At 62.7% G+C, this 13,867-nt stretch carries 11 protein-coding genes and 1 pseudogene; 6 read left to right on the top strand and 6 right to left on the bottom strand.

The genetic code is table 11. The annotated features are described in order from the left end of the window. Positions 1 to 304 precede the first annotated feature (304 nt). Together ACVWY5_RS07755 and ACVWY5_RS07760 are read left to right on the top strand one after the other, a co-directional pair. Positions 305 to 1,396, top strand: coding sequence for an IS5 family transposase (locus ACVWY5_RS07755; RefSeq protein ID WP_431016701.1), 1,092 nt, complete (start codon positions 305 to 307; stop codon positions 1,394 to 1,396). Then, the gene (locus ACVWY5_RS07760; RefSeq protein WP_431016702.1) at positions 1,396 to 1,740 is read left to right on the top strand and encodes a hypothetical protein; all 345 of its coding nucleotides are present in this window, start codon (positions 1,396 to 1,398) and stop codon (positions 1,738 to 1,740) included. Before ACVWY5_RS07755 ends, ACVWY5_RS07760 begins: the two co-directional genes overlap by 1 nt. Before the next feature lie 1,418 nt (positions 1,741 to 3,158). Here ACVWY5_RS07760 and ACVWY5_RS07765 read toward each other — a convergent pair. From ACVWY5_RS07765 to ACVWY5_RS07785, 5 genes and pseudogenes are all read right to left on the bottom strand, one after another. Then, positions 3,159 to 3,356 (bottom strand): hypothetical protein, encoded by a 198-nt coding sequence (locus ACVWY5_RS07765; RefSeq protein WP_283089671.1) that lies wholly within the window; start codon positions 3,354 to 3,356, stop codon positions 3,159 to 3,161. A gap of 349 nt (positions 3,357 to 3,705) precedes the next feature. Beyond that, a pseudogene (locus tag ACVWY5_RS07770) lies at positions 3,706 to 4,363 on the bottom strand (SOS response-associated peptidase family protein). A 303-nt stretch (positions 4,364 to 4,666) separates the two neighbouring features. Continuing rightward, positions 4,667 to 5,023, bottom strand: coding sequence for a hypothetical protein (locus ACVWY5_RS07775; protein WP_028352350.1), 357 nt, complete (start codon positions 5,021 to 5,023; stop codon positions 4,667 to 4,669). A gap of 389 nt (positions 5,024 to 5,412) precedes the next feature. Continuing rightward, entirely contained in the window at positions 5,413 to 5,694 is a 282-nt protein-coding gene (locus ACVWY5_RS07780) for a hypothetical protein (RefSeq protein WP_321177058.1), read from the bottom strand. A gap of 110 nt (positions 5,695 to 5,804) precedes the next feature. Continuing rightward, on the bottom strand, positions 5,805 to 7,637 hold the full coding sequence (locus tag ACVWY5_RS07785) for an outer membrane protein assembly factor BamB family protein (protein ID WP_028337049.1): 1,833 nt from the start codon (positions 7,635 to 7,637) through the stop codon (positions 5,805 to 5,807). A gap of 261 nt (positions 7,638 to 7,898) precedes the next feature. On the opposite strand from ACVWY5_RS07785, the gene ACVWY5_RS07790 reads away from it, so the two are divergent. From ACVWY5_RS07790 to ACVWY5_RS07800, 3 genes are all read left to right on the top strand, one after another. Further along, the gene (locus ACVWY5_RS07790) at positions 7,899 to 9,479 is read left to right on the top strand and encodes a sugar ABC transporter ATP-binding protein (protein WP_321177059.1); all 1,581 of its coding nucleotides are present in this window, start codon (positions 7,899 to 7,901) and stop codon (positions 9,477 to 9,479) included. Next, positions 9,476 to 10,468 carry an ABC transporter permease gene (locus ACVWY5_RS07795; RefSeq protein ID WP_028337047.1) on the top strand — a complete coding sequence of 331 codons (993 nt, stop codon included), beginning with the start codon at positions 9,476 to 9,478 and terminating at the stop codon, positions 10,466 to 10,468. The genes ACVWY5_RS07790 and ACVWY5_RS07795 overlap by 4 nt, the downstream gene beginning before the upstream one ends. Before the next feature lie 101 nt (positions 10,469 to 10,569). After that, positions 10,570 to 11,721: a substrate-binding domain-containing protein gene (locus ACVWY5_RS07800; RefSeq protein WP_028337046.1), complete on the top strand. Its 1,152-nt coding sequence runs from the start codon at positions 10,570 to 10,572 to the stop codon at positions 11,719 to 11,721. 80 nt (positions 11,722 to 11,801) lie between these two features. Here the strand turns inward: ACVWY5_RS07800 and ACVWY5_RS07805 are convergent, their stop codons facing one another. Next, entirely contained in the window at positions 11,802 to 12,596 is a 795-nt protein-coding gene (locus ACVWY5_RS07805) for a DeoR/GlpR family DNA-binding transcription regulator (protein ID WP_028337045.1), read from the bottom strand. 239 nt (positions 12,597 to 12,835) lie between these two features. On the opposite strand from ACVWY5_RS07805, the gene deoC reads away from it, so the two are divergent. Then, positions 12,836 to 13,858, top strand: a complete 1,023-nt coding sequence (gene deoC / locus ACVWY5_RS07810) for a deoxyribose-phosphate aldolase (RefSeq protein ID WP_051376314.1) — start codon at positions 12,836 to 12,838, stop codon at positions 13,856 to 13,858. Positions 13,859 to 13,867: the final 9 nt, after the last annotated feature.

Here is a 13,867-nt window from a genome sequence, read left to right on the forward strand (position 1 = left end):
ATTATCGCGATGCTGAGCAGAATAATCCCAATTAAGAACCTTCCCATATCGGACTAAGCCAACCGGGGCAGGTTCGTTCCTGGCCGGGACTGAAAGGCGCCTTGAGCGAGAATTGGACACTTGGACGCATCGGGACGAAGTGGCAATTTTTGATATGGGTGTTAGCTTCGGAACCTCGGATCACGCCGCAATTCATCATAGATGACTGGCCCCAGCACCGGCCTCTAGCAGGCTGTTGAAAAAGGCGTTCGCCGTGGACCCGTGACCGTGATTCATTGGCTCCGACGGGATTCGGAGATCATGCGTGCGCGGCGGCGACAATCGAACGGGCGAGCTGTTCAGCTATGTTGATCTGGAGGCGCGGGTGCGGCGTGATCATCCGCTGCGAGCGATCCGGACGATTGTGAACGAGGGGCTGTCGGCGCTGGAGCGCGAGTTTGCCGCGCTTTATTCGCCGATCGGACGGCCGTCGATCCCGCCGGAGAAGCTGCTGCGGGCGATGCTGTTGCAGGCGTTTTATTCGATCCGCTCGGAGCGGCTTCTGATGGAGCGGCTGGAATACGATCTGCTGTTCCGGTGGTTCGTCGGAATCGGTATCGACGACGCAGTCTGGGACCATTCTGTGTTCTCGAAGAACCGCGACCGGCTGCTGGAAGGCGACATCGCGGCCAAGTTCCTGGCGGCGGTGCTGGCGCAGCCCAAGGTGACGAAGCTCCTGTCGAGCGATCACTTCTCGGTCGATGGCACGCTGATCGAGGCCTGGGCCTCGATGAAGAGCGTGAAGCCGAAGGACGGCTCTGGCGAGCCGCCGGCGCCAGGCGGCGGGCGCAATGCTGAAGCGGACTTCCACGGCCAGAAACGCTCCAACGACACCCATGCTTCGACCACCGATCCCGATGCCAGGCTGTACCGCAAGGGTAAAGGCAAGGAGACGAAGCTGTGCTTCATCGGGCATGGGCTGATGGAGAACCGCCACGGCCTGCTGGTCGACGCCTGCCTGACGCTGGCGAACGGCCATGCCGAACGGGTGGCCGCGCTGCACATGATCGAGCCGCGTGCCGACCGGCCGACAGCGATCACACTTGGCGCCGACAAAGCCTATGATGCAGAAGACTTCGTCAACGAGCTGCGCTCGATGAACGTGACGCCGCATGTTGCGCAGAACACCAGCGGCCGCAGCTCCGCGATCGACGGGCGAACGACCCGGCACAGCGGCTATGCCGTCAGCCAGCGCATCCGCAAGCGCATCGAGGAGGCATTCGGCTGGATCAAGACGGTCGCCGGGCAAGAAAAGACCTGCTTCCGGGGCCGTGATCGCGTCGCATGGGCCTTTACCTTCGCTTCTGCCGCCTACAATCTGGTGCGGCTGCCCAAGCTGATAGCGGAGGACGCCTGATGGCCAAGGTGCCTGGCTTCGCCAAGGCCTTTGCCGGCCGCTGGCGCATCGCCGACATGGACAACTGGGACAGCGACTTCCTCGATCTTGTCGAAGAGGCGCATCTCACCTTCCAGGGTAAGTCCGACGGTGAAATTGCCTTCGGTGCGCTAAAGGGCTTTCTCGACGTCCGCTACGGCGCGCGAGACGGTTCGGCCTGCGCGGAGTTCTCATGGGAAGGGCACGACGAGAATGACCCCGTCTGCGGTCGCGGGTGGGTTATGATCGGCACTGCTGGCAGGCTCGTTGGCCACTTCTACATCCACAATGGCGACGATTCAGGCTTCGTTTGCGAACGCGGCTGAGTTCTTCAACAGCCTGCTAGGCCCGCGCTAGACTCCAACCCACGGTGACCTACTTTACAGGACGAGCATCGTCGTGTTGGGGCTGAGCCGCATAGCCATCGCAGCAATTGCGATATTCTTGTGAGAAGCGGCCGCCTCAGTGTGGCGGCCTCTTGCATGCTTCAAGTCATGCAAAGAGTTCTTTGCTCGGCTACGTCAATCCGCATGAACGTACCGCTTTTGTGGACCTCCTCCAGCCATGCGCGATCGCACACCTAGCCCAGCGGTGTACTCGGCCGGCGTGCCTTGTCGTCGCGCAAGTAGGACGATCTCCCGCGTATCTCATTCGCTCCCTCCGTTTTGTCTGTGAAGCGCGGCTACGAATCTCCAACCACGATAGTCATAGAGCCCGGCCCAATGATGAACCAGCTTCCCACATTGCCGACAATCGAAAGACCCGGACGTGTTCACCGGGATCGAGCTGCGCTCCTGAAGAGCCGAATAAACTGCGCCGCAGTTGGAGCAGGCAAAATGAATGGTGATTGGTGGGGCCATCGACCGATCCAACGGCAGAGCTTTGCGCCCGTTCCTCGGATCGATCTACCGCCCAATGGGCGCTACGAGGCGCGCCTGTGTCCCGGGTGCTTGTCAATCGTTCTCTTTGCCGCGGTGATCGCTTCCCGCGAGCTTTGATAGGTCATCGTTCTAATGGTTTGCCGGCCGTTGAGAGGCGCTATCTCAACTAAGAATCCGCCGCCGGGTTGCTCGACGACCAACAGCCGGTGTCCTGAATATTCAAGTTCGTCTGCCACTTCCGCGGCCTCCGCGATTGCTCTGACAACAATTGTCCTGTGGGCTGTGTTCCAACGAGACGCAGGGATTCTTCTTGCGGCGCCGCCGAAGCTCTCACCGCTCTCCGGGCCACCAGGTCGATTGCGGGCTCACGGCGGAGATCTTCGTGGTGCGCAACGCCCATGGGCAAGGTCTGCGAATCCCTTGACCGAATGGTTGGCACCACGGTAGGACAGCCGCCAAGGTTCGTGGGATTGCTGATCACGCCGATAAGCGCTGAAATCGCACTCCTATGAAGGATTGCCCTACCAAGATCACGTGCGGCGAAATGCGCGAAACGGGCGCAACTCGCATCATGGTCTTTTGCAAAGACTATCAATGTTCGCACAACGTCCAGACGGACGCGGCGAAATGGCCGGACGAGATGCGCCTGTCAGATCTCGAGCCGCGGTTCACCTGCACAGTGTGCGGCAAGCGAGGCTCGATCATTCGGTCGGTGGACGTGCCGCCAAGGATGGGGACGGGCGGTTAATGGAAGTAGGTCAATCCTCCCGCCACGATCGCTAGGACGAAAGCCAAGGCGGCGGCTCCGATAATCCAAGGCATATCATGGCGTTCTCTGGGAGTCATCCGCAATTGCCCTTCCGTTAGGGATGGAGAAGCGAAAGCAGGCGTTGGCGGTTCTGATCCTGGTCGAGCTGATTTTTGCGCATCACTTCAAGCTCAGCTTCGACCTTAGTGGTGTCTTCATTCAACCGTTTCAATTCAATCAGCAGCGCCTCAAGCTCCGCGAGCCGCCTTTCGCCTTCGATCACATCGATTTCGATCTGCCTCAACTCGTCCATGATCGCATCTTTGTACATCGTCGCGCTACGACTCGCAGGCTCACTGACAAATGACAAACGACGTGCAAGCTCTGCTGGTTCCTTAGGTTCTTGCGAACAGATCTTTGCTAGTCTGAATCACACGAGTGAATGTGCCGCTCCGGCGGGGGCTCGAGGCAAAAATAATCTGCGTTAATGATGGACCGCATCTCACGTAGTAGGCTAGCTTCCGCTCAAGAAGTGAGAAATGCGCTATGCAGGGAAGTGCCCGCGTCCTGAGAGAACCGCAGTTCTGGCTCACCATGCTGTTGAGCTTGTCGCCGCTGTGGATCGCGGCTGGTCTTTTGCTCTTCTTGAGCCATTGAGACCTTTAGACAGCCGACAAACGCTCTTCTTTGTCGGCGCCGCGCACCACGATCTTGAGTGCTTCGTCGAGCAGCGGCCGCTGCAACGCCTTCGCCTCGTCCCACGGCGCGCGCATCCAGACGTCGCGCTCTTCGTCGGTGGTCAGGATCACCGGCATCGCCTTGGGATGGGTCGGTGCCACGACCGCATTCGGCTCCGTTGTCAGGAAGCCGTACACGAGGTGCGGACCGGGCCCCGCCTTGGCACCGCGATCGCCGGCGTACTCGGTCCAGATCCCTGCGAAGGCAGTCAGCGGCCGGTCGTCGCCCAGCGCAAACCAGACGACGTCCTTCTCGCCGGTCTCCGGGTTCGGCTCCCGTGCGTATTCCGACAAGCTGTTGAACGGCACCCAGGCAGCGGCTTTCCGGCTTTAGCCAGCGCTTCCGGTGCGGCGACTTGACGTTGCGGATGTTGGTCACCGGCGGGCCGCCATACTGCGGCGGCGACGGCATGCCCCAGCGCATCAGAACCATCTCGCGACCGCCGGCGCCATCGCGAATGACCGGCGCCGGATAATCCGGGAACGCGCCCGGCAACGCCGACAGGTTGCCGACACAGCGGTTGACGAGACGGAAGAGGCCGGCGTCGTCGGGTGCTGGCCGAAATAGGCCATCACTCGCCAAACCAAAACAGGCCGCAACACTGAAACGACTCCAGAACGAGAAAATTGTGCAAGGGAGAGAAGCGGACAGCGAAGGCGCGTTTGAGTCCCCCCAATTGCCCCGCAGACGCGCACTCGTTTGAATCAGCCCCAGCGCGACCTTGCCCTGGTGCGCTGGGACTGTTTTTGATCCGCCATTTGCGGACGCGAAAATCCTCTGCGGAGGAACGATCCAATTGGGCATCTGCTGGACGCGCTTTAGCACCTCAGGCGATGCGTTCATCCGGTGAATGGACCCGGTCCCTGCCAAGCCTAGTCCATTCACCTAAGGTCCCAGCGTCCGTCCCCCGGTAGCGCTGGGGCTTTCTATTGAGAAGCTGGCCACTCGCAGATGCGAAATATGCGAAGCGCCGTCGCCGAAGGCGTCGCGGATCGCCGTGCGGTAGGGATGGAAGCCGCCTGTTGAAATCTCGGGCTGGCCGATCACGCGGGCGCGCAGATCATGCAGAAAGCCGAAAATGCATCGTGCTTTCGGTGTTACGCTTGCCGACGCCCAGCTAATGGTCGCCTTTTGCGTTCCGGCCATGCCGATGAAAACGTACTGATCGCCCTTGGCGTTGATTTCGTGGCGATGAAAGAGGCCGCCAACTGAGGCGGCCTTAATCGTCCCAAATGCGCTCACCGCACTGGCATTGATAAAGCCGGACGGCTCTGCCCCTCTGAATATCGAGTATGGTTTGCGCTAGGCAAGCGAAGGCGGCGCAAGTTGGACAAAATGTCCGCGATCTGAGGTCGGCTCCGCCGACAGCTGTTCGTTATGATGCGTAGTCACTTAAGCCAGAGTAATCCCGAATGACAGGCCGGGAACAAGAGGCAATACCAGGTAAAACAGAAAACGACCCCGGCGCGGGGAACGCCGAGGCGCGGTCGCTATGAACTCCTGACTGGCGATCCGGCAGGATTCGAACCTGCGACCCGCGGAATCGAAATCTGCCACTCGGTTCGCGAACCGAACCTCGTCAACCACCGATTGACCACCGAAACCCCGTGAACAAACAGCGATAAAGGTGGTCAGTCAGGACTGAGCTTCGTTGTTTTTGTTGATTTTTTCGGCCGCTGATTACGTTCGGGACGCAGGGGTCGCAGGTTCGAATCCTGCCACTCCGACCATTCTTTCAAGCACTTATAGTTTCTGTGTTTTTCGTGCGCAACGACATGCGCATCGATTTGAAGCGCGGCTGCCATGTCGGTCGATTTCGGGACGCCGGTTCCTCTTATCGGCGATTCGGGACCATTGGAGCGCGCGAGGGTAACGGCCCCTGACGTGATGTTGCGTAGCACGTCACCAAGCACCACACGGTCTCCCTTCGGACCTCTCGGCCGATCCTGTCCGGCATCAAAGCACGAATAGCCCGCGGCGAGTAGTGCTCAGCATGCCATCGCAAATCCGAATATGCACTTTGTCAGGGGTTGCCGACCTCGAAGGCCAGCAGAACGTTGCCGGGCAGCCCGCTCCATTGCGCGTAGCCGGAATTGACGTACAGCATGCCGTCGACGACGACCGGGCCGGGTCCGTCCATGGCGCCGCCATGCGCCGCAACGCCGTTGACCGTGGTGTAGTCGCGGGCGGTGTCGATTTCCCAGAGCAACCGTGCGTCATCGGTCGCGTAGGCGCGCAGGAAGCCGCTCACGCCGCCCGAGAAGACGACGCCGGGAATGACGGTGACCGCCGCGGAGAGCGCGGGACTGCATTGGGGGCGGTCGCCACAGGCCACCGGCGCGACCTGCATCGCAATCTTCCCGGTCGCAAGATCGAGTCCGAACAGGCCGCCACCTTCGCTTGAATTCAGACGCCGGGTGCCGTCCCTTAGAAATCGTACGTCCGAATTGGCGACATAGATTCGGTCCTGGTCGGCGGCGGAACCCCACTCGGTCCCGCCCAACGCGCCACCCTTGCCGATCCGCGTCTGCCACAGGATCTTGCCCTCATGGTCGGGATCGAGCGCGTGGACCACGCCGGATTTCTGGCCGATCACCAGCACGCGTTGTCCGTCACGCAGGTTCACCAGGATCGGCGATTGACCGAAGTCATGGTCGGGGCCGCGGTCTTCCGGACAGTTGCTCTGATCGGTGCCGAAACACGCAACGACGAAGCTGTCCTTCGGCGTGGCCTGCTGATGCCACAGCATTCGGCCGGTCGCGAGATCGAGCGCGAGGATGGCATCGCTGGTGTCGGTTGCCGGGTCGGCATAGCTGTTCGAGGTCGCGACATAGAGCGCCTGGCGCTGCACATCGATCGTCGGCGCTGACCAGACCGACGCGCCGGCCGGACCGAACAGCTGGGTCCCGATCGCGTTCGCCCGTGTCGGATGCGGTGCCTCGGGGATCGTGTAGGCCTTCCAGATCTGTGCGCCGGTCTCGGCCTTCAGCGCAACGACGCTGCCGCGAAACGTACAGCACTGGTAGGTGGGGCGAGACCCGATGGCCTCCTCGATCGATGAAACGCCGACATAGACGACGCCGGAATAGAACACTGGCGCACCGGTAATCCGGGCCGCCACATGATCGTCGACCTTACTCTTCCAGATCAGTTTGCCGGTCGCGGCATTGAGGGCGTAGACGTTGGCACGCACATCACCAAAAAAGATGGCAGGCTGGCCGTTGTCCAGCGGGGCAAAGCTGATGGCCGTCCGCACCGGCGCCTCGGTCGGAAACGCCCAGCGCGTGCAGCCACTTTTGGCGTCGAGGGCATGGACCTTGCGGTCGCCGCCACCGACGAACAGCAAGCCGCCGACGACAGCCGGTTGCGCGTTGGCGTTGGACGTGTCAGGAAATCCGAACGCCCATTTCAGACGCAGTCGCGGGACCTGATCTTGCGCCAGGCCGGCCATTGCCGCCGGCTGAAACCGGCTGTTGTTGATGTCCGCGCCCCAACCGTTCCACCGCGGCCCGTCGATCGGCTGCGGAAAGCCGGTCTCGTTCTGCGCGCATTGGCCCGCGCTCTCGGCTGCCGCGAGCGAAGCGGCCTTTCCGGTGACGAGCGAGGCGATCGCCGCCCGCTCGTCGCTGGTCAGTCCCTGCGCGAAGGATGCCATCGGGCCGGTGGTCATCGCACCAAGCACCTCGTCGAACGATCTGGATTGCAGCGCAGTGCGGCTCGGCGCGCGAATACCCGTGTTGCTGCTGTCGTGACATTGCGCGCAGCGTTGCGCGTAGAGGTCGGCACCGCCTTGCTGTGCGGTTGCGGGCAGGCAAGACGAGATCAGGGCGATGGCAATCGCAGCACTCAGTTTCATCGTGATTCACCGGCGTTGGCTTTGATGAAGAGAGCGATTGCAGCTTAGCACAACCTTCCGGCTGCCATCGTGCCTGGCGGAGGCCGGCGGCATGCATGACGGTGCAGGATCCGATCGCCGCCGCCTTCAATTCGAGCGCCCGCCCGCGCGATCTCCCATTGACAGGCCGGCCGATGTGATAGAATTATAACACAATAAGTTGCAAAAATAACAACATGTCACCATCGTACCAGCGCCTCGCGCGGTCGACGGGAGGAAAATTTGGAATTGTCCGGTTCGATCGCAGCCGAGCCGCGGCCGTCGACGGCGCTGTTGATGGTCGGTGGCATCAGCAAGCGCTTCGGCGGCGTGCGGGCATTGCGCGACGTCAACCTCGATGTCCGGGCCGGCGAGGTGCACGCGCTGCTGGGCGAGAACGGGGCCGGCAAGTCCACGCTGATCAAGATCCTCAGTGGTGTCCACGCGGCCGACAGCGGCACGATCGAGATCGCCGGCATCCCAGCGACGTTCGACAGTCCGGCTAGATCGCGCGAGGCGGGCATCGCCGTCGTCTATCAGGACCTCAGTCTCGTCGAGTCGCTGAGCGTCGCCGACAATCTGTTGCTCGGCCGCGAGCCGCGTACGCGGTTCGGCTTTGTCCGCAAGCGCGAACTGATGGCCAGGGCCGGGACATTCCTGAGCGAGCTCGGCATTCCCCTTGACACCAAGGCGACGGTCGGCTCGCTGCCGTTCGCCTACCGCCAAATGACGGAGATCGCCAAGGCGCTGATGGGCGAGGTGCGCCTGTTGATCCTCGACGAGCCGACATCGTCCCTGACTTCGGATGAAGTTCGCATCCTGTTCGATGCGATCGGCAAGGCGACGCGCCGCGGTGTCGGCGTGATCTATGTGACCCATCGGCTCAACGAGGTCTTCGAGATCTCGCAGCGTGTCACGGTGCTACGCGACGGCGCCAATGCCGGCACGTTCGTCACCGCCGAGACCGACATGAAGCGGCTGGTGAACGCCATCATCGGCACCGATCGATTGGCGCCCGCGGCGTCGGGCGCCGAGGCTGCGGCCGCGCGTTCGTTCGATCCGTTGCCGGTCCTGTCGTTGTCGGGCGTGTCGAACGATCGCCTGTCGGCCGTCGATTTGTCCGTCATGAAGGGTGAGATCCACGGCCTTGCCGGACTGATCGGCAGCGGACGCACCGAGGTCCTGGAGACGATCTTCGGTCTTCGGCCGGTCGACAGCGGCGCCTGCCAGATCGACGGCCGGCCGTGGCTGCCGAGGAGCCCGGCCGATGCGATCGCACAGGGTGTCGCGCTGGTGCCGGAAGACCGGCACGTGCAGGGCCTGGTGCCGGATCATTCGATCGAGCGCAACATCACGTTGCCGCGGATTCCGCATTTCTCGCGCTGGGGCTTCATGCGGCAGCGCGCCGCCGCGCGGCGTGCCGACGCTGCGGTGGCGAAGCTATCGGTGAAGGCACAAGGCGCCTCGAGCCTCGTCAGGACATTGTCCGGCGGCAACCAGCAGAAGGTCGTGTTCGGAAAATGGAATGATCCGCGGCCGCGCGTGCTGCTGCTCGACGAACCGACGGTCGGCATCGACGTCGGCGCGCGCGAGGAGATCTACGGCGTGATCCGCAATGCTGCCCGCGACGGCACCGGCGTCCTGGTGGTCTCGTCGGACCTCGTCGAACTGATCGAGCTCTGCGACCGTATCTCCGTGATCGTCGACGGACGCGTGGCGCGAACGCTGGTGCGCGGGGAGATCGATGATGCCGAAGAGCTCCATCATCTGCTGCAGATCTACCAGGCTTCCGAACAAGGCGTATTGCAAGAGCTGCCCGCATGACCGAACTGACCGCGCCCAACCTCGTCGCCTCGTCGACCCGATCCGATCGACGCCGCAAGCTGCTGCGGAATCTGCTGCGGGGCGAGCGGCCCTACATGCTGTACATCGCCTTCGTGGTGCTGCTGATCGTGTTCAGCCTGTCCTCGCCCTGGTTCCTGTCGGTCGACAATTTCCTGAACATCGGACGCCAGACCACGCTGGTCTCGATCATCGCGGTCGGCATGACCTTTGTGATCATCGCGCGCCAGATCGATCTGTCGGTCGCATCGACATTGGCTCTGTCGGGCATGGCCGCGGCGCTCGCGATGAGCCAGATCAACAACAGCTGGATCGTCGGCGCCGCTGCCGGGCTCGGCACCGGCGCGCTGGTCGGGATGCTCAACGGCATCCTGACCACGCAGCTCTCGATCCCGTCGTTCCTGGTGACGCTGGGTTCACTCAGCATGGCGCGCGGTTTGGCGATGATGGTGACCAATACCAAGCCTGTCATCATCACCAACGAGACCTATTTCGCGATCTTCGGTGAGGGCTCGTTCCTGGGCATACCGGTTCCGATCGCCTGGACGCTGGTGGCGATGATCGTCGGCATCCTGCTGCTGCACTATAACGTGTTCGGCCGCCGCATCTATGCGGTCGGCGGCAATCCGACCGCGGCGCTGTATTCCGGCATCAACACCAAATGGGTGACGACCGCGGCCTTTGTGCTGACCGGCGCGCTGGCCGGGCTTGCGGCGCTGGTGCTGTCCGCGCGCTCGCACGCCGCGCGGCCCGACGTCGTGCAGGGCATGGAGCTCGACGTCATCGCCGCCGTGATTCTCGGTGGTTGCAGCCTGTTCGGCGGGCGCGGCTACATCCTGGGGACGCTGTTCGGCAGCCTCATCATCGGCACGCTCAACAACGGCCTCGTGCTGCTCGGCGTCAGCTCGCCGCTGCAGCTCGTCATCAAGGGAGCGATCATCGTGGCCGCGGTCGCCTTCACGAAACGCTAGAGCACGATGGCGCGGCGCGTGGGCCGCAAGGTCAGGCGTTGCAAGGGTAGGGGCAAGGTCGCCGGCCTCCGGTCAATCGGCGACCAAAACGGGAGGAAACAATGAAGCCAATCTTGCGACAGACCCTGCCGCTGACCGCGCTGATCGCGGCGACGGCCATTTCGATCGTCCCCTCGGCCCGCGCCGAAGTGCCTGCAACCTGCGTCAAGGGCGTCGATCTCGCGACGCTTGGACCGAAATCGATCGTCGGTCAGGGGCCCCATGGCGAGAAGGCCGCCTCGCCCGAGGTGCTGGCGCTGTCGGACGCCGATGCCGCCAGGATCAAGGAGAAGCATTTCAAGGTCGGCATCTCCATTCAGACCGTCAATCTCGACTGGGCGCAACTGCAGATCCAGGGAATCACCGACACGCTGAAGAAGTATGGTGTGACCGTCACCGGCGTCGCGTCCGCCGAATATCAGGTCGACAAGCAGATCGCCGACATCGAGAACACCATCCAGCAGCATCCGGATGGCATCATCTCGATCCCGGTCGATTTCACCGCGACCGCGCCGACCTACAAGAAGATCGCCAAGGCCGGCATCAAGCTGGTACTGATGGACAGCATCCCGACCGGCCTGAAGCATCCGGAGGAATATGCGTCCATGATCTCGGCGGACAGCCAGGGCAACGGCCTGATCGCGGCCCAGATCCTGGCGTCCTGCGTCGCGCAGGGCGGTACCATCGGTCTCGTCAATTTCGGCGTCGATTATTTCAGCACCAACGAGCGCACCAAGGGCGTCCGCGAGTGGATGCAGAAGAATCGTCCCGACATCAAGATGAAGCAGGTCGACTTCACCGACCCGCCCAAAGTGTCGCAGATCGCGGGCGACTTCCTCACCGGCAATCCTGATATCAAGGGCCTGTTCGCGGTCTGGGATCAGCCGGCGCTGGATACGCTGAGCTCGATGCGCGCGCAGGGCATCGACATTCCGGTCACCACCGTCGATCTCGGCCTGCAATCGGCGATCGAGATCGCCAAGGGCGGACCGCTGAAGGCAACCGGATCGCAGCGTCCCTATGACCAGGGTGTCGCGGAAGCGATGGCGATGATGAACGCGCTGCTCGGCAAGGAAACGCCGGGCTGGATCGGCGTGCAGTCGCTGCCGGTGACGCAGTCCAACGTGCTGGAATCCTACAAGACGGTGTTCAAGAAGGAGCCGCCGCCGGAGCTGACCGACGCCTGCAACAAGGCGAAGCCTGCCTGCAACTGAGCTACGGGAGTTCGATGCGTGGTCCCGCGAGCCCGCGCATCGTGAGCAGCCTGATCCGGGCGTGCCAGCCCCCGCTCGGATCAGGTTGCGCCGGTCACGTATTCGACGGGAAGGCTGCGGAAGTGCTTGCGCATGTCCGCTGACGCCGCGCCGCCGACGATGATCCGCGAGAACGCGCCGATATCGGAGAAGAATGCCGATTTGAGGCTGCCGAGCTTACTCGCGTCGATCACCAGGATGCTTTCCATCGCGGTCTCGATGACGGCCTGCTTGACGGCGACTTCGTGAAAATTCGAGCAGCTCGCGCCGCGGGTCCAGTGCACGCCGCCTGCGGAGATGAAGGCCTTGTTGATACCGAGCCGCCGCAGATAGGACAGGCCGTCGTCCGACGCAAAGGATTGCGACGACGGATGGTAGAGCCCGCCCATCACCATCACCTGCGTGGCCGGCCGTCGCGTCACGATCGACGCCACGTTCATCGAATAGCAGATCACCGAAAGCGGCAGGTCCTCGGGCAGGCAGTCCGCCAGCGACTGCATCGTTGTGCCGCAATCGATGAAGATCGTATCGCCTTCCTTGATCGAGGCCGCGGCAGACCGGCAGGCCAGACGCTTGTCCTGGGTGTGCTGATCGATCTCCTGCTCGAACGTGTACTTGACCCCGGTCGGCGACGCCGCATTGACGACGTAGCCGCCGAGCAGCGCCAGCGCGGCGTCCGGCCCGGCGAGATCGCGCCGGACCGTCATTTCGGACACCTTGAGGAGCTCGGCGGCGTCCTTCAGATGCAGCGTGCCGCTCGACTCGACGGCGCGGCGCAGCCTCTGCAGGCGCTGCACGCGCGTCTCGCTTGGTCGTGCGTTCGATGTTTCAGTCATTTTGATCGCCGGGCTTGCTTATCCGATTGACAATGATCTTACAATGTTGTGAGTTTATCAACGTCGATTTGTTACAATAATAACATCCAGGTCGGCGGGCTGATCGAGGGTCGGGGACGATGTCGTCCTCAGGCAGTCGGCAAACCCCGCGGCAAGGTCAGGGAGGATCACATGTTGCGATCGACACATTCAGTCTATCTGGCGATCTCGTCGATTCGCTAGGACCGCACGGCGCCTCCATGACGCAGAGCGTCTTCATACAGAATCCGTCCCCATTGGCCGCGCAGCCGCCTTCCCCGGGCGGCGAGCATCCGCTCCCGCGCAACAGCGGCCGTGCGCTCGAGATGGATTGGGTCGACGAGATCAGGATCAATCTGTCGGCCGCCGAACGCCGCGTTGCGAGCCTGCCGGGCCGGCGCACGGTCAAGAAGGACGCGCAGGCGGCGTGGCTTCTCAAGGCGATCACTTGCATCGACCTGACGACGCTCAATGGCGACGATACGACCGAACGGGTGAAGCGCCTCTGCGCCAAGGCCAAAGCGCCGGTGCGCGGCGACCTTCTCGAGCGTCTCGGCTTTGCGGGCCGCGAGCTGCATACCGGCGCGGTCTGTGTCTACCATCGGTTCGTGGCGACGGCCGTCGAAGCGCTCGAAGGATCCGGCATCCCGGTCGCTGCGGTCTCGACCGGATTTCCCGCAGGTCTCGTGCCGCGCGATCTGAAGCTGAAGGAGATCGAGGCGTCGGTCCGCGATGGCGCGGAGGAGATCGACATCGTCATCACGCGTGAGCATGTGCTGACCGGCGATTGGCGGGCGCTTTACGCCGAAGTGCGGGATTTCCGCGCCGCCTGCGGCGACGCCCATCTGAAGACGATCCTGGCCACCGGCGATCTCAAGACGCTGCGCAACGTCGCCAAGGCGTCGATGGTCTGCATGATGGCCGGAGCCGACTTCATCAAGACCTCCACCGGCAAGGAAGGCGTCAACGCGACGCTGCCGGTGACGCTCGCGATGCTGCGGATGATCCGCGTCTATCAGGAGCGCACCGGCTACCAGATCGGCTTCAAGCCGGCCGGCGGAATCTCGACGGCAAAGGACGTGCTCAACTATCAGTTCCTGATGAAGGAGGAACTGGGACGCGACTGGCTCGAGCCGGACCTGTTCCGCATCGGCGCCTCCAGCCTGCTCGCCGATATCGAGCGACAGCTCGAGCATCACGTGACTGGCCACTATTCGGCCTTCAATCGCCACCCCGTGGGATGAGACTCCAGC

It is taken from the genome of Bradyrhizobium sp. USDA 3256 (assembly GCF_054058275.1).

Excerpts from the sequence above, each read along its gene's own strand:
- ACVWY5_RS07760 (WP_431016702.1), top strand. The coding sequence starts at position 1,396 with ATGGCCAAGGTGCCTGGCTTCGCCAAGGCCTTTGCCGGCCGCTGGCGC.
- ACVWY5_RS07765 (WP_283089671.1), bottom strand. The coding sequence starts at position 3,356 with ATGGACGAGTTGAGGCAGATCGAAATCGATGTGATCGAAGGCGAAAGG.
- ACVWY5_RS07785 (WP_028337049.1), bottom strand. The coding sequence starts at position 7,637 with ATGAAACTGAGTGCTGCGATTGCCATCGCCCTGATCTCGTCTTGCCTG.
- ACVWY5_RS07795 (WP_028337047.1), top strand. The coding sequence starts at position 9,476 with ATGACCGAACTGACCGCGCCCAACCTCGTCGCCTCGTCGACCCGATCC.
- ACVWY5_RS07800 (WP_028337046.1), top strand. The coding sequence starts at position 10,570 with ATGAAGCCAATCTTGCGACAGACCCTGCCGCTGACCGCGCTGATCGCG.
- ACVWY5_RS07805 (WP_028337045.1), bottom strand. The coding sequence starts at position 12,596 with ATGACTGAAACATCGAACGCACGACCAAGCGAGACGCGCGTGCAGCGC.
- deoC (WP_051376314.1), top strand. The coding sequence starts at position 12,836 with ATGACGCAGAGCGTCTTCATACAGAATCCGTCCCCATTGGCCGCGCAG.